An 18,547-nucleotide genomic window follows, 5' to 3' on the forward strand; every position below is an offset into this window, starting at 1 on the left:
TCAACTCACCCACATACAGTCGGAAATTATCTCACACTTCCATAGGTCTCTGTTAGTCATTTATTCTATGGTCAACTCGGGTAGAGCCGCCAATAGGTCTTCTTTTGTAATCATCCCTTGTCTGAGAATCCTAGCAGGTGAGACCGACAAATCCAAAATTGTCGAATCTACACCTAACAAGGCATCATCATCTTGATAGCCAGTCACCTGAAAATCAAATTGGTCTCTTATTTGGTCAAAATAACGACCACTAGCCTTCCCAGACTTATTGGCTGAGGGACCAATCAAAGGCCCTTCTGCTTGAATCAGTTCTCTAGTAACAGGATGGTCTGGCAAACGGAAGCCAACCGTCGCCAATCCTGAATTAATCCACTTGGGTACTTGGTCATTAGCCTTTAAAATTATAGTCAAAGGTCCAGGCAAAAAAGCATCATAAATTTTTTTGAGATAGTCGGGCTGCTCTTTCGAATAAGACAGGATATCTTCATAAGAAGCGACATTCAAATTCATGGCTTTATCTCTAGGACGATTTTTCAGCTCATAGACATGGTTCACAGCACTCTCATCCAAAGCCTTAGCAAATAAACCATAGACAGTCTCTGTAGGAAGAACGACTGCGCCACCGTCAGACAAGATTTCTCTTAACACTTTCTTATTTTTCATCATCCATCACGACCATTCTATCTTGTCCAAATTGGTCCTTAAGGACACGCACTCGCTTATCTGGAAAATGTAGAGACAAGAGCTTTTTCAAATCCATTCCCTGCTTATAGCCGATTTCAAAGTAGAGCTTTCCACTAGGAGTCAAATACTTATATGCCTCCTCAATAATCTGTCTATAAATGGCAAGTCCCTCTTCATCAGCAAACAAGGCCATCTTTGGCTCGCTCGCCAAGACATTGACCCCAACTTCGTCCTTATCGTTTTCAGAAATATAGGGAGGGTTTGACACAATGATATCAAAACTACCAGAAATATTTTTGAAAACATCTGATTGAACAAAGCTGATGGCTACCTGATTTAGCTTAGCATTCTCCTTAGCAAGTACTAAGGCATCAGCTGACAAGTCACTAGCTGTTACTTGCCAAAGGGGGCGACTCTTTTTCAGAGATACCGAAATAGCACCACTCCCAGTTCCAATATCAAGAACCTTAAAATCTGTGCTTGGATTTTCCGCTAAAATCAAGTCCACTAGTTCTTCAGTTTCAGGACGTGGAATCAAGACACGCTCATCAACCTGAAAACGTAAACCATGAAAGTCTTCATAGCCCAAGATATACTGGGCAGGCTTGTGATTCTTTAGTTGGCTAAATACATGAGCTAATAGCTCAGCATCTTCCTCTGAAACTTCCTGACGCAATTGAAGAACAAAATGAGTCAAGTCCCACTGCTTCAAACCACGATAAACAAAGGAAAGGGCCTCTGGCTCTTCTCCAACTGCCTCAAGCTGCTTCTCATAGTCAGCCAGAACATCCGCTAGAATCATTTGTTAAGCTCTTCCAATTTTTGAGTTTGATCGTAAAGAACAAGAGCATCAATGACTTCATCCATTTTCCCAGCCAAAATCGTATCTAATTTTTGAAGGGTCAAACCAATACGGTGATCCGTTACACGGTTTTGTGGGAAGTTGTAAGTACGGATACGTTCTGAACGGTCCCCTGTACCAACAGTAGATTTACGCTCAGCATCTTGTTCATCTTGAGCGATTTGTGCAAAGTGGTCCGCAACACGCGCACGGATAATCTTCATGGCTTTATCACGGTTCTTCTGTTGCGTACGTTCTTCTTGCATCTCTACTTTGATTCCAGTAGGAATGTGAACCATACGAACCGCAGTCGCAACCTTATTGACGTTCTGACCACCAGCACCAGATGCGTGATAGATATCGACACGAAGGTCCTTAGGATCAATTTCGTACTCTACTTCTTCAACTTCTGGCATAACCAAAACAGTTGCTGTCGAGGTATGAACACGACCTTGGCTCTCAGTCACAGGCACACGTTGTACACGGTGTGCTCCTGATTCATATTTGAGTTTTGAGTAGACTGATTGTCCTGAAACCATGGCAACCACTTCTTTGATACCACCAACACCATTGTAAGATGCTTCCATAACCTCAAAGCGCCAACCTTGTGTTTCTGCGTATTTTTGGTACATAGCTAAAAGGTCACCTGCAAACAAGGCAGCTTCATCACCACCTGCGGCTCCACGGATTTCGAGGATGATATTCTTGTCATCATTAGGGTCTTTTGGCAAGAGAAGAATTTTCAAGCGTTCTTCATACTCTTCTTTAGCGGCTTTGGATTCTTTGAGTTCTTCCTTAGCCATTTCTTCCAAATCAGGGTCACCGCTTGCTTCCTTAATCATCTCTTCAGCATCTGAGATACTTTGAATAACTTGCTTGTACTCACGGTAAGCTGTCACCGTTTCACGAGTATTTGCCTCTTCACGTGACAACTCCATGAAGCGTTTAGTGTCTGAAACGACTTCAGGGTCACTAAGCAATTCACCCAATTCCTCATAACGGTCTTCAACCGCTTGTAACTGATCATAAATGTTCATTTGTTATCTTTACTCCTTATATAACTAATAGTCGTTTTTAGGCCTTATTCAAAGGGATTATGTTTTCTTGAGGTGGATTAAACCAGTGCTTTCGGCAAACGGAGATATAACTCTCGTGTCCTCCAATTTGAACTTGTGCTCCCTCATAAACTGGCTTCCCATCCTCCATACGAAGGACCATGGTTGCTTTTCTCGAGCAATAATGACAAATGGTCTTAATCTCATCAATCTTATCAGACAAAAGCAAGAGATATTTAGAACCTTCAAAGAGATTGTTCTGAAAATCATTTTTGAGACCAAAAGCCATCACTGGGATATCTAACTCATCAACAATTCGTGCCAAATCATAGACATTCGCACGGGTCAAAAACTGAGCCTCATCAACTAAAACACAGTAAGGTCGTGGATCCATATTAGCAATGTAACCAAAAATATCCGTATCATCACCAATAGGATAGGCCTTCCGTTTCATGCCAATACGACTAGAGATATAGCCGACCCCATCTCGATTATCCAAACGACTGGTCAACAATACTACTGGTTTTCCTTGTTCTTCGTAATTATAGGCAACCTTAAGAATCTCAATGGATTTCCCAGAATTCATGGTGCCGTAGCGAAAATAAAGTTGTGCCAAACCAGTCTCCTCTAAAATATGTATTGTACTTATTTTATCATAATTCCAAGCGTAAAAGGGAGGGAGACTGAACAATTTTTGAAAAAAGTTCGCCTCTCTCCCCTATTTTTATGATAGGTTTGACTGATGTTCCAAATGGCTCAATTTTATCACCTTTATAAAGTTTTACCAGTCTATTTACTTCTTATGAATAGGCTTTAGCCAATTTTTCAAGGAGTTCTTCTTTCTCCTCATCACTAGCAAATGAAGCTTCGATTGCCGTCTTATTATGAGCATAAAAGTCTTGAACTGAGCTATCAAAATGCTTGTGATAGAGTTCGTACTCTTTGGTCAGGTTTGTATCAGAAACGGTACGATTGTCCGTATTAATAGTAATATTAGCCCCTGCCGCTTTCATTTTTAGATAAGGAAAATCAGTAACTGTAACAGCTGCCTTGGTCTGGAGATTACTTGTTAAACATAACTCTCCTGTGACACCATTTTTGACAAACTCTTCCAAAAGCTCGGGTTCTTGAGCCAAAATCGTTGCATGGCCATTACGCTTAATTCCCATGGCAATCGACTCAGCCAAAAAGGCAGGGCAACCACACTCACCAGCATGAAAAGTCATCGGACGGTTGTAACTTTGGACTTGTTCAATCAAAGGTTTAATCGCTTTAGGTCCATAATGATGTTCATCTCCAGCAAAATCAAAACCAACAAAGTCACTATTTTCAACTTCATTTGCTTCATCAAGAATACGAGCCGTTAATTCTTGATCTGATTGGCGCATGCCACAAACTAGGGCCTTGGCTACAATACCAAATTCTTCTTGAGCTTGACGTAAGCCTTGACAAACAGCATCAATGGTCTCAGCGACAGTCAATCCCTTATCCATTGACAATTCTGGAGCAAAACGCACTTCAATATAGATGACATTTTCAAGAGCAGCCTGTTTTGCGACATCATAAGCCGCAATAGTCAAGGCTTCCTTTGTTTGAAGCAAAGGACGAATATAATCAAAAGCCTCAAGATAATCTAGGAGACTCTCACAGGTAGCCGGTGCTGTCACATGATGTTTGAGCTCCGCATCGTCCTCAGGTAACTCAATCTGTGCCAAGTCAGCTAGGTGACGAATGGTTTCCAATGATAGAGAACCATCCAAATGGCAGTGTAGTTCTGTTTTAGCCAACTTATGAAAATCAATAGCAGTCATTCTTTTCTTCCTCTCTAAACAATATGTTTTTTTATCAGATAAAAATTAATTTTTACTATCTTATCATTCTTATGGAAAAAGTCAAGGTGCCGCTCCTAATAGGACGTAGTAGATTCTTGAAATGCCATTAGCATTTTGTTAGGATGTAACTATCAAGAATACAAGGAGAAACTTTATGTCTGACTATATTTTACCAGAAGTTTGGGAAAACCCAACCTCTATGGGAGGTGCCTGGGGTGGCCTCAATCAACCTACAGCTGGTGCACGTTTTGAACAAACTTTACCTAAAGGTGACCAACCTTTCCAACTCTATACTCTTCCGACACCAAATGGTATCAAGGCAACTATCATGCTGGAAGAATTGAAAGAACTTGGTGTAACTCAAGCAGGTTATGACGCTTATCGTATTAAGATTGGTGACGGTGATCAATTCGGCTCAGACTTTGTTTCAATCAATCCAAACTCAAAGATTCCAGCCATGATGGATTACTCTGAAGACCAACCAGTTCGTGTCTTCGAATCAGCTAACATCCTCCTTTACTTGGCTGAAAAATTCGGCAAACTCATTCCAACTGATCACGCAAAACGTACGGAAGTTCTCAACTGGCTCTTTTGGCAAACAGGTGCTGCTCCTTTTCTAGGTGGTGGCTTTGGTCACTTCTTCCACTATGCACCTGAAAAAATCGAATATGCCATCAACCGTTTTGCCATGGAAGCCAAACGCCAACTTGATTTGCTTGATAAAGAATTAGCAACCAAACCTTATATTGCTGGCGATGAATATACTATCGCTGATATCGCTATCTGGTCTTGGTATGGCCGTCTTGCTCAAGATAAGATTTGGGATAAGGCTGGTATTTTCCTTGATGTTAAAGAATACAAGCATCTTCAAGCTTGGACTGAAAAAATTGCCGACCGTCCAGCAGTTAAACGAGGACTTGAAGTCGACTATAAAGAGATCTAATTTTTATAACGGTTTGCCTAGGCTAACCGTTTTTCTATTGTTTCATGATATAATAGAAGCAAAATCACAAGGAGACATTCATGACTGTATTTCAAGCTATTTTAGAAAAAATCAAAGCCTACGACACTATTATTATCCACCGCCACCAAAGACCTGACCCAGATGCCATTGGTAGTCAGGTAGGACTGAAGGAAATTTTAAAAACAAACTTTCCAGATAAAAAGGTTCTTGCGACAGGTGTCAATGAACCTACCTTATCTTGGATTGCTGAGATGGACGAGGTAGCTGATCAAGACTATGAAGGGGCACTTGTTATTGTTACCGATACTGCCAACACCCCTCGTATCGACGACGATCGTTATGATAAAGGTGACTTCCTTATCAAAATTGACCATCATCCTAACGATGATGCCTACGGTGACCTTCTACTTGTTGATACGACTGCTTCAAGCGCCAGCGAAATTGTGACAGACTGGGCCCTCAGCCTTGGCCTTTCCTTGTCAGATGCTGCTGCGCGTGTTCTCTACAATGGTATTGTTGGCGATACAGGTCGCTTCCTCTTTCCATCTACTACTCCTAAAACACTTCAAATCGCGGCTAAACTTCGTGAATACGACTTTGATTTTGCAGCAATGGCTCGTCGTATGGACAGTTTTCCTTTCAAAATTGCTAAACTACAAGGTTATGTTTTCGATAATCTAGAAGTCGATGAAAATGGTGCAGCTCGAGTTGTCTTGACACGAAAGATTTTGGATGAATTCAATGTCACTGATGCTGAAAGTTCTGCCATTGTTGGAACTCCAGGCCGTATTGATTGTGTCGAATCTTGGGCTATTTTCGTAGAGCAGCCTGAAGGACATTACCGTGTCCGTCTACGTAGTAAAAGCATTGTCATCAACGAGATTGCCAAACGCCATGATGGTGGCGGCCACCCACTAGCTAGTGGGGCAAATTCCTACAGCTTAGAAGAAAACGAACAAATCTATCAAGAAATCAAGGATACAGTTGCCCATGCAACTCACTAATCGTCGTGTACGTCTCATGGGAACTGTGATTGACGTCTCTATCTATCATAAAGAACCAGAACCCCTGCTAGACCAAGTTGAAGCACTTCTACATACCTACAATAAGCGCTTCTCAGCCAATGACGACAGTTCCGAACTCATGAAAATTAACAAGGCAGCAGGCTTACATCCAGTGACAGTTCACCCAGAGCTTTTTGAACTTATTTCTCTTGGAAAATGGCATAGCTGCCAACCTGGAAGTCACCTTAATATTGCTATCGGGCCTCTCATTCAGACTTGGCGCATTGGTTTTTCTGATGCTAAGCTGCCTCTTCCTGAAGAAATTCGTCCGCTCCTAGATATCATCAATCCCAACGCCATTCTTCTATCCGAGGAAAATCAAAGTGTTTTTCTCAAAGAAAAAGGGATGAAAATTGATCTTGGTGCTCTGGCAAAGGGATATATTGCAGATCGTATTGCAGATTTTCTTAAAGCTAAAAAAGTAACCAGCGCCCTAATCAATCTCGGAGGTAATGTCCTAACCTTTGGACCAGCTCTCCATAATCCTGACCAAAAATGGCGCATTGGTATTCAAAATCCTAAGGAGACAAGAAACACAAATCTTATGGTGCTTGCTATAAGAGACCAGTCTGTTGTCACTTCGGGAATCTATGAACGTACTTTTGAGATAGATGGCAAAACCTACCATCATATTTTTGATAGCCAAACTGGTTATCCAGTCTCCAGTGACCTAGCCAGCCTTACCATTATTTCATCCCTCTCAGTGGACGGTGAAATTTGGACAACCCGCTTATTTGGCTCTAGTCTCGAACACATATTCCAAGAAGTTAGTTCACAAGCTGAGCTTGAAGCAATCATCGTTGATAAAGACAATCACTGCTTTCAGACAGGTGGCATTTACAAAATGCGAATTTCCTAAAAAATAGTAAAAAAGACTTGTCAAGTAGACCACCTTTTGATAAACTAAAATAGTTAAAAAAAACTATGGTGCGGAAAGTACCATGGCAGAAAGGAAATATTTTAACATGAAAAAAGATATCCATCCAGATTACCGTCAAGTAGTATTCATGGACACAACTACTGGTTACCAATTCCTTAGCGGTTCAACTAAACACTCAAACGAAACAGTTGAATTCGAAGGTGAAACTTACCCACTTATCCGTGTAGAAATTTCATCAGATTCACACCCATTCTACACTGGCCGTCAAAAATTCACACAAGCAGACGGACGCGTGGATCGTTTCAACAAAAAATACGGTCTCAAATAAGCAACATCTTGTTGTTAAGCCATTCCAATTGGAATGGTTTTTTTGTATTCTCTTGGCTATAATCTCTCCTACTCCCCTCCTTTAAAATAAAAAAACAGCTTCCATATGTAAACCGTTTAATCCTATTAACCTGCTTTACCAATAGCCAAAGCCCAGATAAAGAAGAGGGCAAATCCGAACAAGAAAATCAAACCTGCAATAGCAAGTCCTTTCAACCAAGTTGGAAGGTCTCTCTTTGCTTTTGTAACAAGTACATAATTCAAAAGCGCGAAGAAAGGTGTTGTAAGGAATGAACCAATCATGGCAAAACGAAGCATTATTGCTACTTGACCTTGGAAGAAGAAAATAATGATGAGACCAAGAATAGCTGTCAATGTCATCCAAACATTCAATGGTGTTTGATTTTTTTCTTTTTGGTTAAACAAAAGACGAAGAGAAATCTCGTTAACACGTGAATAACCATCGATAACAGTAATCACAGTACCAAAGATACACAAGAAAGCGATAAAGGTAATCAAATAGTGTGACCACTCACCAAGTACTGAGGCATACATACCAACAAACTGAGCAATATACTTAGCTGATGCTGCTTCTACTGGTTTACCAGTTGGATACTGGATAAGAGCACCGAGTGCTACAAAGAATACTGCAAGAATAGCTGTTCCGATGAAACCAACGTTAAAGTCAAAGAGGGCATCATCAGTGTTAAAATCAACCGTTTTCTTTTTCTCTGCTGACCAAAGTGAGTTAATGGCTGAAATTTCAATTGGAGCTGGCATCCATCCAAGAAGTGAAACGATAAATGGAAGGGCTGCTAACTGCCATGGTGTTTTTTCAACGAAGTCAGCACTATACTCTGGGTGTTTGATTGCTGCAATAATAACTGCTGCTACTGTTGCGATAGTCAAGGCTGACATGATCCATTTAGCCATGCCATCAAGAAGTTTGTAACCACCAAAGAGTAACATACCCCAAATGATTGCAACCAAAATGATTGACCATGTGGTAATACTCAAACCAAGCATTGGAAAGGCACTAGCAATGATAGCTGAACAAAGAATAGAAACTCCCGCAGTATTAACCAAGGCTGAGAAGACATTCAAAATGAAGAATACCCAAAGATAGAATTTACCTTTCTCAGCATAACCTTCAACAAGGGTTTTACCTGTATCTGCGGTATACTCAGCACCAAAACGGAAGAATGGGTATTTGAAGAGGTTAGCTAGAATAACCAAGCCTAACAAGGCCCATCCCATAAGAACCACCAGCTTGGGTTGATGAAACGATATGGGAACCACCTACGGCCGCTGAAGCCATAAGGATACCAGGTCCCATTGCTTTTATTTTACTACGCCAGGTAGACTGACTAGTTACACTTGTTTGTGACATAAGAGAATCTCCTAAAACAAATTTTCAGAATAATCTGAATTGATGTTTACCATTTTACACAATTGTTGGAATAATTTCAATAGTGTTTCACATATTTTCTGAAAAATAGAAAAAAGCCATCCAAACGGATAGCTCTTTTACTATTTAGAAAGTCCCGTAAAGAAATCTACGATAGCTTGCCAAATTTGTGCAAAGATATTTTTGCTGTTCTCAACTGCTTTGTTGGCATTAAAGTTTAGGTTGATTCCAGAGAAGGTATTACCAGCTTTGGAAACGATAGAATCTTTAAGTGATCTCAAGCTTGACTTAAAGCTAGCACTGTCAATGATTGAAGACTTAGATAAATTCATAGCAAAATTCACCAGAAGGTTAATTTGCGTATCAGAAAGATCCAAGTTGTAATTATTGATTGTCTGCTGAACAATCGTTTTAGCTTGGTCTTCAGTCAACTTATCCCCTTTATCAGCAACTGCTGACTTAATATCAGTCATAGCTACATTAAGCTTGTCTGCATCATAGTCACTCTTGCCTGAATTTTCCTCATTAATTTGAGAAAGGGTTTTAAGTTCCTCTTGTGCAAGCTCTTTGCTTTCATCTGAGACCTTAGCCCCATTTTGCTCAAGGGAATAGTAAATACCAGCCAAGGCACTTTCTCCAGTAACTGCGATTGGTGCTGCTACGGTAATCTTAGCATGTTCGATACCAAGTGTCGTTGCAGCATTACGGTACATATCTGGAGTGATTTTCGTGATATTTTGCGGTGTCACAATCTCTACACTCAAGGTTTCCTTAGCACCTAGCTTAGCAATCTTAACTGAAGAATATAGCTGAAGACTAGAATCGTCAGCAACGTTCATGATATTCGCATATGCAGATGTCGTCAAGGTCTTGACATTAGTATCCTTACTACTGTCATACCCTAACAAATTCAAGGTTTCATTACGCTGCTCTTCCGACAATGAATAACCCATCACATAGTCTGGTTGAACATAAGATTCATCAATAACCTTTTGGACTTGTGATGATGTTGCTGCTTGAGCAACCGAGGTGAAGGCTGTTACTGAAGCCAATAAAGCCATCCCAGTAACAAGAAGTTTTTTCAATTTCATGTGTGTTTCCTTTCGAAAATAGAATATTATTCCATAATCTCCTAAAGGACGACTGGCTATGAGTCCAATCGTGAATTTATTATACCATGACTTAAAAAATTAAGGTCAAAAAAACTACTCGTGTAACTCCAAGGGAAGACCATCTGGATCAGCAAAGAAAGTCATCTTTTCACCGGTAAAAGTATCCTTGCGAATAGGTTGGCAGGAAATTCCCTTTGCTTCTAAACTCTTGACAACCTCTTCAATATTAGTCACTCTGAAAGCTAAATGCCGTAAGCCGCAGGCCTCAGGATAAGACGGACGTTTAGGTGGCTCCACATAGTTCGGATCACTGGTCTTATTGCCAAAGATTTCAAGTTCTATATCCCCACAACGTAGGTCTAACTTATAATCATGACGTTCTGGACGGTGATTTTCCCGAATAATCTCAAAACCAAGTTTATCGACATAAAAATCTCGAGACAACTCATAATCAGAAACAATAATAGCAACATGGTGCACTGTATTAAAAAACATATTTTCCTCCATAGAAAAAGGCCCTAAGGCCCCTTTCTTAACTTTGAAATTGATTGTATGACTTATTAAAGGCCTCAATAATATCTGAACTTGCCTTGTCAAAATCTACCTGTGATTTCAATTCACCTTTGACGATTGTACGCTGAGTTGCTTCAGCATCCGTACAAGTTACCAAAGTAACTTCAGACTTGCCTGGTGTATCATCAACCACTGCTACTTCAGTTGGTTGAACAACCTTGACCTCACTAATGACATAAGTATAGACCTTATTCTTATCCGTAAGATAAATTTTCATGCCTTCCTTAGCCTTATCTAGTGGTGAAAATAGCATGTCAGATGCACCAGCAATACCAAAGACGTGGTGACTAGCTAGTGAATAGTTGTTTTCACCACCCATGACTTGGTCTTCTTTCATAGTTCCTGCACCGTAAGTCAACTCTGTGTTGCCAAGTCCTTTGAAAATAGGAAGATTGATACCCACCTCTGGAATGGCAATACCCCCAACAACTGGAAGTTCTTGAGCATCCATCTGTGCTTGTAAGACAGACTCTGTGCTAATTGATTTAACGGTATCAAAGTCAAAGCTCGTCTTAGCTTCCTTGTTTTTCTCAATAGTCTTTTTAGAAACCTTGCTCACTTGATACTTATTGGTATTCCAAGCAATTACTGTGTTTCGAATAGACTTATTGAAAATCAAGGCTAAACCAACAACCAAGAGAACAACAATCAACACCCAGCGAAGAATATCCAGCCACTTACGGCGTTTTTTTGTTGCTTTATTTTTCTTATCTTTGCTCATTAGTTGTCACCACTTTCTTGGTCTTCGGAAGCTTGTTCAACTTCTTCTGGCTCAACTAAAGCAAAGGTTACAATACGAGCAGAGTCATCCAAACGCATGACCTTAACACCTTGAGTGGCACGACCAGTTTGAGAGATATTAGCAACGGCAGTACGGATGATAACACCTGTATCTGTGATGACCATGATATCCTCATCACCAGACACTGTGACAATACCTGCTAGGTTACCATTCTTCTCTGTGATATTAGCAGTCTTGATACCTTTACCACCACGTCCCTTCGTTGGGTATTCAGTAGCTGAGGTACGCTTACCGTAACCTTTTTCAGTGATAATCAAGACTTCTTGGTCTTCTGTAATGGCAGCTGCACCAACAACTTGGTCACCATCACGAAGAGTTACCCCTTTAACACCGGCAGCCATACGGCTCATGCTTCGAATAGTGTCCTCTTTGAAGCGTACACTGTAACCAAATTTGGTACCAATGACAATTTCTTCATTACCAGTAGTCAAGAAGACATTGATTAGCTCGTCACCTTCTCTCAATTTCAAGGCAATCAAACCGTTTTGACGGATGTTCTTAAATTCTGCTTCTTTGGTACGTTTAACCAGACCTTGGCGAGTTACAAAGACAAGGTGATTATTTTCAGAAGCTTCATCGCTCTTAGCGTTAATGACTGTTTGAATGGTTTCACCTTCGTCCAACTTCAAGAGATTGACAATAGGTAAGCCTTTAGCTGTACGACCATACTCAGGGATTTCATACCCTTTGAGACGGTATACACGTCCCTTATTGGTCATGAAGTAAAGGTGATCATGAGTGCTTGTTGAGACAATATCTCGAACAAAGTCATCATCGTTAACACCAGTACCTTGAACACCACGTCCTCCACGTTTTTGTGAACGGAACTCGTCTTGGGCTAAACGTTTAATATACCCTTTATTTGAGAGAGTGATAACAACATCTTCTTCCTCGATGAGGTCCTCATCTTCAAGAGAAATAACTTCTCCGACCATAAGCTCTGTGCGGCGAGCATCTGCAAATTTACGCTTGCTTTCGTCCAATTCTTCCTTGATGATAGCAATGACACGTTCTGGTTTTGCCAAAATATCAGCTAAATCAGCAATCAGAGCCAAAAGATCATTGTACTCATTTTGAATCTTATCACGTTCCAAACCTGTCAAACGACGCAAACGCATATCAAGAATAGCTTGACTTTGACGTTCCGTGAGTTCGAAGCGAGCCATCAACTCAGCTTGAGCCTCAGCATCAGTTTGACTGTTACGGATAATCGTAATCACTTCATCCAAATGATCAAGGGCAATCAACAAACCTTCTAAAATGTGGGCACGTGCTTCAGCCTTGTCTTTATCAAACTGTGTACGACGAACCACAACTTCTTGTTGGTGAGCAATATAGTCAGCCAAGATTTGACGCAAAGAAAGGATTTTAGGAACACCCTTTTCAATGGCCAACATGTTGAAGCTGAAGTTAGTCTGAAGTTGCGTTAATTTGAACAAATTGTTCAGAATAACATTGGCAGAAGCGTCACGACGCACTTCAATGACAAAGCGTACGCCTTCACGAGAAGACTCGTCACGGACTGCTGTAATCCCCTCAATACGTTTTTCTTGTGCTAAACGAACGATATGTTCATGAACCTTGGTCTTATTGACCATATAAGGAAACTCAGTGACGACAATACGCTCACGACCTGATTTAGTTGTTTCAATTTCAGTACGCGAACGAAGGACAATAGAGCCCTTACCAGTTTCATAAGCACGGTGAATACCAGATTTACCCATGACCAAACCACCAGTTGGAAAGTCTGGTCCAGGAAGAACTTCCATAAGTTCACGTGTTGTGACTTCAGGATTATCCATCATCAATTTGACAGCATCAATTGTTTCAGCCAAATTGTGTGGTGGGATATTAGTCGCCATACCAACGGCAATCCCTGTCGCACCATTGACAAGAAGGTTTGGAATACGTGACGGAAGAACGATTGGCTCACGTTCCGATCCATCGTAGTTATCTTGAAAATCAACGGTATTCTTATTGAGATCACGAAGCATTTCCAAGGCGATTTTAGACATACGCGCCTCAGTATAACGCTGAGCGGCAGCCCCATCACCATCCATAGAACCAAAGTTCCCGTGACCGTCAACCAACATGTAACGGTAGCTCCACCATTGCGCCATACGAACCATGGCTTCATAGATAGATGAGTCTCCGTGTGGGTGATATTTACCCATGACATCCCCGGTAATACGGGCAGATTTTTTATGTGGCTTATCAGGTGTCACCCCAAGCTCATTCATTCCATATAGAATACGACGTTGTACAGGTTTTAAACCGTCACGAACATCTGGAAGAGCACGAGACACGATAACACTCATGGCATAATCGATAAAGCTCGTCTTCATCTCAGACGTCAAATTAACGTCAATTAAATTATTATCTTGCACTCTAAAAATGCCTCTTTTCTTTCATTCAAATCATTCCAAACTCTAATAAAAGAGTATAGAAAATTTCTATAATATTATACCATAAAACGCTTTATTTTTCAGTTGTGTAAACGCTTTCATCTATTATTTCCTTATTATTTCGTGACATCCATCACTTAAAGTGGTAGAATAAGCAGTGTATGGGGTAACCCAATTAAAAAATAAGGAGATGTTTAGACCCATGACTGCAACTAAACAACACAAAAAAGTCATCCTCGTTGGTGACGGTGCCGTAGGTTCATCTTACGCTTTCGCACTTGTAAACCAAGGTATCGCTCAAGAACTTGGTATCATCGAAATTCCACAATTGTTCGAAAAAGCTGTTGGTGATGCGCTTGACCTTAGCCACGCGCTTGCTTTCACTTCACCTAAAAAAATCTACGCAGCTAAATACGAAGACTGTGCGGATGCTGACCTTGTAGTTATCACTGCTGGTGCTCCACAAAAACCAGGTGAAACTCGTCTTGATCTTGTTGGTAAAAACCTTGCTATCAACAAATCTATCGTTACTCAAGTTGTTGAATCAGGCTTCAAAGGAATCTTCCTTGTAGCAGCTAACCCAGTTGACGTATTGACTTACTCAACATGGAAATTCTCAGGATTCCCTAAAGAACGCGTTATCGGTTCAGGTACTTCACTTGACTCAGCTCGTTTCCGTCAAGCACTTGCTGAGAAACTTGACGTTGATGCTCGTTCAGTTCACGCCTACATCATGGGTGAACACGGTGACTCAGAATTTGCCGTTTGGTCACACGCTAACATCGCCGGTGTAAACCTTGAAGAATTCCTTAAAGACACTCAAAATGTTCAAGAATCTGAATTGGTTGAATTGTTCGAAGGTGTTCGTGATGCCGCTTACACAATCATCAACAAAAAAGGTGCTACTTACTATGGTATCGCCGTTGCCCTTGCTCGTATCACTAAAGCTATTCTTGACGATGAAAATGCAGTACTTCCATTGTCTGTATTCCAAGAAGGTCAATATGGTGTAAGCAACGTCTTTATCGGTCAACCTGCTATCGTAGGTGCACATGGTATCGTACGTCCAGTTAACATCCCATTGAACGATGCGGAACAACAAAAAATGAAAGCTTCTGCTGACGAATTGCAAGCTATCATTGATGAAGCATGGAAAAACCCTGACTTCCAAGAAGCTTCAAAAAACTAATCTAACATTAGTTAAATAAAAGTCTCCAGTAGGAGGCTTTTTTCGTATTAAAAAAAAAACAGCTAATTCGACTGAATTAGCTGTTTAAGATTATTTAGCTGAGATAGCTGCTTTAGCAATATAGCTAAGCGGTTGGTTAAAGTGTGGCAAGAAGAACAAATCAAGCAATTGAAGACGGTCAATAGTTACACCTTCTTGGATAGCCAATGAGAACATGTGGATTCCCATAGAGATGTCCATACGTGATACCATTTGAGCACCAAGAACTTTGCGTGTGTCTTTGTCATAGACGATTTTGATTGTAACGTCTTCATTTTCATCTTCCATAAAGGCGGCTTTTTGAAGATCTGTTGAAGATACTACTGCTGGATTGAAACCAAAGCGTTTTGCTTTTTCTTCTGTCAAACCAGTTGATACCATGTTCAAACCATAGATTGAGATACCATTTGATCCTTGAACACCGTTTGATTCAACATCGCCACCACCGGCATTATGACCACCGACAATACCTGAACGAACAGCGTTTGAAGCCAAGGCAATGTAGTTCACATCATCGAGGGCATTATCATAAACGGTAGCACAGTCACCAACTGCATATACATCTTTGATTGATGTTTCTTGTTTCTTATTAACAAGGTAAGCGCCATTACGGAATGTTTCCAATTTACCAGCACCAAGAGCTGTGTTAGGACGGAAACCAACAGCAAGAACAACCATGTCGACATCGTAAGCATTTTTATCTGTAACGATGCGTTCTACCTTAGTTTCACCTTCTACTGCTTTAACAGTTTCACCAAATGCCAATTTAATACCGTGGCTTTCCATATTTTTAGCCATAAGGTCAGTCAAGTCATGGTCGTAATAACCTGCCAAACATGTATCAACAACGTCGATAAGGATAACTTCTTTTCCATGACGTTGGAAAGCTTCAGCCAATTCAACACCAATGTAACCAGCACCTACAACCGCTACACGTTTGATATCTTGAGATTTGTCGTTCAATTTATCAATAACTTCTTGAGCGTTTTGGAAAAGTTTAACGAATTGAAGGTTTTCAAGCGTAGCTTCGAAAGTACGGCTACCTTCTTTAATTTCAGCACCTTCGATTGGAGGCAAGATTGGTTGAGAACCTGTAGCCAAAATCAATTTGTCATATGATTCAACATGCTCTTTACCATCTACGAGGGCTGTAACAGTTTTACCATCAAAGTCAATAGACTCAACTGGTGAGTTCATATAAACTTTAGCGCCCTTGCTTTCAAGTCCTTCTTTGTTGGCATAGAAAAGACCATCAGAACCTGAGATTTGATTACCGATCCAAAGGGCCATACCACAACCCAAGAATGAAATGTTAGAGTTTTGGTCGAAAACAACTACTTCATTTTGGTCTCCGTAATTATCGAGAATAGTATTAATACTAAAAGTACCAGCGTGGTTAGCACCAACAACTACGATTTTTGACATAAGTTTGTCCAACTTTCTTTTGATAATAGTTTACTATTTTATTCTACCATAATCAGAAAACGGTTACACCTTTTATGCTCAGACTTTGTTACTTTTTGAACAAATTAAATTTGTATGCTCAAAACCCAAATAGGTCACGACAAAATCTGTAGAAAAACACTTTATGATGATGACGACCTTCCTCTACACCATCTCCGTCTTATCAAATCTTAGTAAGTCTACTCGGCTCTTTAACATAAAAAAAGAGTGAGCAAGTCTCTCTTTAGAGAATTCCAACACTCTTTTATCACTATACTAACTCATTAAAATCCCAAACATCTGTCCAACCTTCATAAAATTCGGGTTCGTGACATACCATGAGGACACTACCTTTAAAGGCCTGAAGGGCACGCTTCAATTCATCCTTAGCGTCAACATCCAAGTGGTTGGTCGGTTCGTCCAGAACAAGGACATTATTTTCACGATTCATAAGGAGACAGAAACGAACCTTAGCCTGTTCTCCACCTGAAAGCACCTGAATTTGACTTTCAATATGCTTAGAGGTTAATCCGCATTTAGCTAGAGCTGCACGAACCTCAGCTTGATTTAGAGCTGGGAAAGCGTCCCAAACCGCTTCAAGAGGTGTCTGACGTGAGCCTTCTGCTTCTTGTTCAAAATAACCTAGATCAATAAAATCACCTGTTTCAACTTCTCCTTCGAGTGGTTGAATAATACCAAGCAGGCTCTTAAGCAAAGTGGTCTTACCAATACCATTGGCACCGACAATAGCTACCTTTTGATTACGTTCGAATGTAAGCTTCAATGGAGACTTGGTCAACGGACGGTCGTAACCAATAACGAGATCTTTGGTTTGGAAAATAAAGCGTCCAGGTGTACGACTTTCCTTGAAATGGAATTCTGGTTTTGGCTTCTCTGCCTGTAACTCGATAATTTCCATCTTATCCAATTTCTTTTGACGAGACATGGCCATATTTCGAGTAGCTACACGCGCCTTGTTACGGTTAACAAAATCTTGAAGGTCTGCAATTTCCTTTTGCTGACGTTCATAGGCTGCTTCCAATTGAGCTTTCTTCATTGCATAGACAGATTGGAAATTGTCATAATCACCTGCATAGCGAACCAGATCTTGATTTTCAACATGGTAGACAATGTTAATCACATCGTTTAAGAACGGAATATCGTGCGAAATGAGAACAAAAGCATTCTCATACTCTTGGAGATAGCGTTTAAGCCAGGCGATGTGTTCAGCATCCAAATAGTTGGTTGGCTCATCAAGAAGCAAGATATCTGGTTTTTCAAGCAATAACTTAGCCAAGAGAATCTTGGTACGTTGACCACCTGAAAGGTCCGTTACATCTGTATCCATACCAAAATCCATGACACCTAGTGCACGGGCAACCTCATCAATCTTAGCATCTAGTGTATAGAAATCACGCGTTTCCAAACGATCCTGAAGCTCACCTACTTCTTCCATCAGAGCATCAACGTCGGCTCCTTCGTCAGCCATAGACATGTAAATCTCGTTGATGCGTTCTTCAGTTTTAAAGAGCTCATCAAAAGCCGTACGAAGGACATCACGAACGGTCATCCCCTTTTCAAGAACAGCATGCTGATCCAAGTAACCCGCTGTAACGTACTTAGACCACTCTACCTTACCTTCATCTGGCTGCAATTTCCCAGTAACGATAGACATGAAGGTTGATTTCCCTTCACCGTTAGCACCGACAAGACCGATATGCTCACCTTTGAGCAAACGGAATGAGACATTTTCAAAAATTGCACGGTCACCAAATCCGTGACTAAGATTTTTGACTTCTAAAATAGACATAGCATATCTGGGCTAAAACAGTCTTCAGCCCTTTCCTTTCTTGACATTAACTCTACTATTTTACCATTTTTTAGTGAAAATTTGGACCTCTGCTTTTGGAAAATTAAAAAGAAAAAGCA

Annotated in this window: 16 protein-coding genes and 1 pseudogene; 5 read left to right on the forward strand and 12 right to left on the reverse strand. The window is 40.6% G+C overall.

Features of this window, described 5'->3' with window-relative positions:
• Positions 1-60: 60 nt before the first annotated feature.
• From HMPREF1519_RS05260 to add, 5 genes are all read right to left on the reverse strand, one after another.
• Entirely contained in the window at positions 61-666 is a 606-nt protein-coding gene (locus tag HMPREF1519_RS05260) for an L-threonylcarbamoyladenylate synthase (RefSeq protein ID WP_037611406.1), read from the reverse strand.
• A complete protein-coding gene (gene prmC / locus HMPREF1519_RS05265) occupies positions 653-1,486 on the reverse strand; it encodes a peptide chain release factor N(5)-glutamine methyltransferase (protein WP_022496713.1) in 834 nt (277 codons plus the stop codon). The genes HMPREF1519_RS05260 and prmC overlap by 14 nt, the downstream gene beginning before the upstream one ends.
• A complete protein-coding gene (prfA, locus tag HMPREF1519_RS05270) occupies positions 1,483-2,562 on the reverse strand; it encodes a peptide chain release factor 1 (protein WP_004182370.1) in 1,080 nt (359 codons plus the stop codon). Before prfA ends, prmC begins: the two co-directional genes overlap by 4 nt.
• A gap of 37 nt (positions 2,563-2,599) precedes the next feature.
• Positions 2,600-3,196 carry a thymidine kinase gene (locus HMPREF1519_RS05275; RefSeq protein ID WP_021144015.1) on the reverse strand — a complete coding sequence of 199 codons (597 nt, stop codon included), beginning with the start codon at positions 3,194-3,196 and terminating at the stop codon, positions 2,600-2,602.
• A gap of 184 nt (positions 3,197-3,380) precedes the next feature.
• Complete coding sequence (gene add / locus HMPREF1519_RS05280; RefSeq protein WP_004182124.1) at positions 3,381-4,391, reverse strand: adenosine deaminase; 1,011 nt, start codon at positions 4,389-4,391, stop codon at positions 3,381-3,383.
• 175 nt (positions 4,392-4,566) lie between these two features.
• On the opposite strand from add, the gene yghU reads away from it, so the two are divergent.
• The 4 genes from yghU (at position 4,567) to HMPREF1519_RS05300 (ending at position 7,648) form a co-directional block, all read left to right on the forward strand.
• Positions 4,567-5,355: a glutathione-dependent disulfide-bond oxidoreductase gene (gene yghU / locus HMPREF1519_RS05285; protein WP_022496714.1), complete on the forward strand. Its 789-nt coding sequence runs from the start codon at positions 4,567-4,569 to the stop codon at positions 5,353-5,355.
• Positions 5,356-5,435: 80 nt separating this feature from the next.
• Positions 5,436-6,380, forward strand: a complete 945-nt coding sequence (locus HMPREF1519_RS05290) for a DHH family phosphoesterase (protein WP_004182107.1) — start codon at positions 5,436-5,438, stop codon at positions 6,378-6,380.
• The gene (locus tag HMPREF1519_RS05295; protein ID WP_037611409.1) at positions 6,367-7,299 is read left to right on the forward strand and encodes an FAD:protein FMN transferase; all 933 of its coding nucleotides are present in this window, start codon (positions 6,367-6,369) and stop codon (positions 7,297-7,299) included. The genes HMPREF1519_RS05290 and HMPREF1519_RS05295 overlap by 14 nt, the downstream gene beginning before the upstream one ends.
• 106 nt (positions 7,300-7,405) lie before the next feature.
• The gene (locus tag HMPREF1519_RS05300) at positions 7,406-7,648 is read left to right on the forward strand and encodes a type B 50S ribosomal protein L31 (RefSeq protein ID WP_003093591.1); all 243 of its coding nucleotides are present in this window, start codon (positions 7,406-7,408) and stop codon (positions 7,646-7,648) included.
• 125 nt (positions 7,649-7,773) lie between these two features.
• On the opposite strand, the pseudogene HMPREF1519_RS05305 reads toward HMPREF1519_RS05300, so the two are convergent.
• The 5 genes and pseudogenes from HMPREF1519_RS05305 to gyrA form a co-directional block, all read right to left on the reverse strand.
• Positions 7,774-9,059 (reverse strand): annotated as a pseudogene (locus tag HMPREF1519_RS05305) (NRAMP family divalent metal transporter).
• A 118-nt stretch (positions 9,060-9,177) separates the two neighbouring features.
• Positions 9,178-10,146: a DUF1002 domain-containing protein gene (locus HMPREF1519_RS05310; RefSeq protein WP_004182053.1), complete on the reverse strand. Its 969-nt coding sequence runs from the start codon at positions 10,144-10,146 to the stop codon at positions 9,178-9,180.
• Between the two features lie 114 nt (positions 10,147-10,260).
• The gene (gene gloA2, locus HMPREF1519_RS05315; RefSeq protein ID WP_022496718.1) at positions 10,261-10,662 is read right to left on the reverse strand and encodes an SMU1112c/YaeR family gloxylase I-like metalloprotein; all 402 of its coding nucleotides are present in this window, start codon (positions 10,660-10,662) and stop codon (positions 10,261-10,263) included.
• Between the two features lie 37 nt (positions 10,663-10,699).
• On the reverse strand, positions 10,700-11,461 hold the full coding sequence (locus tag HMPREF1519_RS05320; protein ID WP_004182361.1) for a class A sortase: 762 nt from the start codon (positions 11,459-11,461) through the stop codon (positions 10,700-10,702).
• Positions 11,461-13,929 (reverse strand): DNA gyrase subunit A, encoded by a 2,469-nt coding sequence (gene gyrA, locus HMPREF1519_RS05325; RefSeq protein WP_037611411.1) that lies wholly within the window; start codon positions 13,927-13,929, stop codon positions 11,461-11,463. The genes HMPREF1519_RS05320 and gyrA overlap by 1 nt, the downstream gene beginning before the upstream one ends.
• 220 nt (positions 13,930-14,149) lie before the next feature.
• On the opposite strand from gyrA, the gene HMPREF1519_RS05330 reads away from it, so the two are divergent.
• On the forward strand, positions 14,150-15,136 hold the full coding sequence (locus HMPREF1519_RS05330) for an L-lactate dehydrogenase (RefSeq protein ID WP_022496720.1): 987 nt from the start codon (positions 14,150-14,152) through the stop codon (positions 15,134-15,136).
• A 90-nt stretch (positions 15,137-15,226) separates the two neighbouring features.
• On the opposite strand, the gene nox is transcribed toward HMPREF1519_RS05330, so the two are convergent.
• Together nox and HMPREF1519_RS05340 are read right to left on the reverse strand one after the other, a co-directional pair.
• On the reverse strand, positions 15,227-16,600 hold the full coding sequence (nox, locus tag HMPREF1519_RS05335) for a H2O-forming NADH oxidase (RefSeq protein WP_037600755.1): 1,374 nt from the start codon (positions 16,598-16,600) through the stop codon (positions 15,227-15,229).
• A gap of 289 nt (positions 16,601-16,889) precedes the next feature.
• Positions 16,890-18,428, reverse strand: coding sequence for an ABC-F family ATP-binding cassette domain-containing protein (locus HMPREF1519_RS05340; RefSeq protein ID WP_037611413.1), 1,539 nt, complete (start codon positions 18,426-18,428; stop codon positions 16,890-16,892).
• Between the last annotated feature and the right edge of the window lie 119 nt (positions 18,429-18,547).

It is taken from the genome of Streptococcus sp. SR4 (assembly GCF_000517725.1).
Lineage (GTDB): Bacteria > Bacillota > Bacilli > Lactobacillales > Streptococcaceae > Streptococcus > Streptococcus salivarius_F.

Excerpts from the sequence above, each read along its gene's own strand:
- HMPREF1519_RS05310 (WP_004182053.1), bottom strand. The coding sequence starts at position 10,146 with ATGAAATTGAAAAAACTTCTTGTTACTGGGATGGCTTTATTGGCTTCA.
- yghU (WP_022496714.1), top strand. The coding sequence starts at position 4,567 with ATGTCTGACTATATTTTACCAGAAGTTTGGGAAAACCCAACCTCTATG.
- prfA (WP_004182370.1), bottom strand. The coding sequence starts at position 2,562 with ATGAACATTTATGATCAGTTACAAGCGGTTGAAGACCGTTATGAGGAA.
- HMPREF1519_RS05330 (WP_022496720.1), top strand. The coding sequence starts at position 14,150 with ATGACTGCAACTAAACAACACAAAAAAGTCATCCTCGTTGGTGACGGT.
- HMPREF1519_RS05295 (WP_037611409.1), top strand. The coding sequence starts at position 6,367 with ATGCAACTCACTAATCGTCGTGTACGTCTCATGGGAACTGTGATTGAC.
- HMPREF1519_RS05340 (WP_037611413.1), bottom strand. The coding sequence starts at position 18,428 with ATGTCTATTTTAGAAGTCAAAAATCTTAGTCACGGATTTGGTGACCGT.
- HMPREF1519_RS05320 (WP_004182361.1), bottom strand. The coding sequence starts at position 11,461 with ATGAGCAAAGATAAGAAAAATAAAGCAACAAAAAAACGCCGTAAGTGG.
- prmC (WP_022496713.1), bottom strand. The coding sequence starts at position 1,486 with ATGATTCTAGCGGATGTTCTGGCTGACTATGAGAAGCAGCTTGAGGCA.
- HMPREF1519_RS05260 (WP_037611406.1), bottom strand. The coding sequence starts at position 666 with ATGATGAAAAATAAGAAAGTGTTAAGAGAAATCTTGTCTGACGGTGGC.
- gloA2 (WP_022496718.1), bottom strand. The coding sequence starts at position 10,662 with ATGTTTTTTAATACAGTGCACCATGTTGCTATTATTGTTTCTGATTAT.
- add (WP_004182124.1), bottom strand. The coding sequence starts at position 4,391 with ATGACTGCTATTGATTTTCATAAGTTGGCTAAAACAGAACTACACTGC.
- HMPREF1519_RS05290 (WP_004182107.1), top strand. The coding sequence starts at position 5,436 with ATGACTGTATTTCAAGCTATTTTAGAAAAAATCAAAGCCTACGACACT.
- nox (WP_037600755.1), bottom strand. The coding sequence starts at position 16,600 with ATGTCAAAAATCGTAGTTGTTGGTGCTAACCACGCTGGTACTTTTAGT.
- HMPREF1519_RS05300 (WP_003093591.1), top strand. The coding sequence starts at position 7,406 with ATGAAAAAAGATATCCATCCAGATTACCGTCAAGTAGTATTCATGGAC.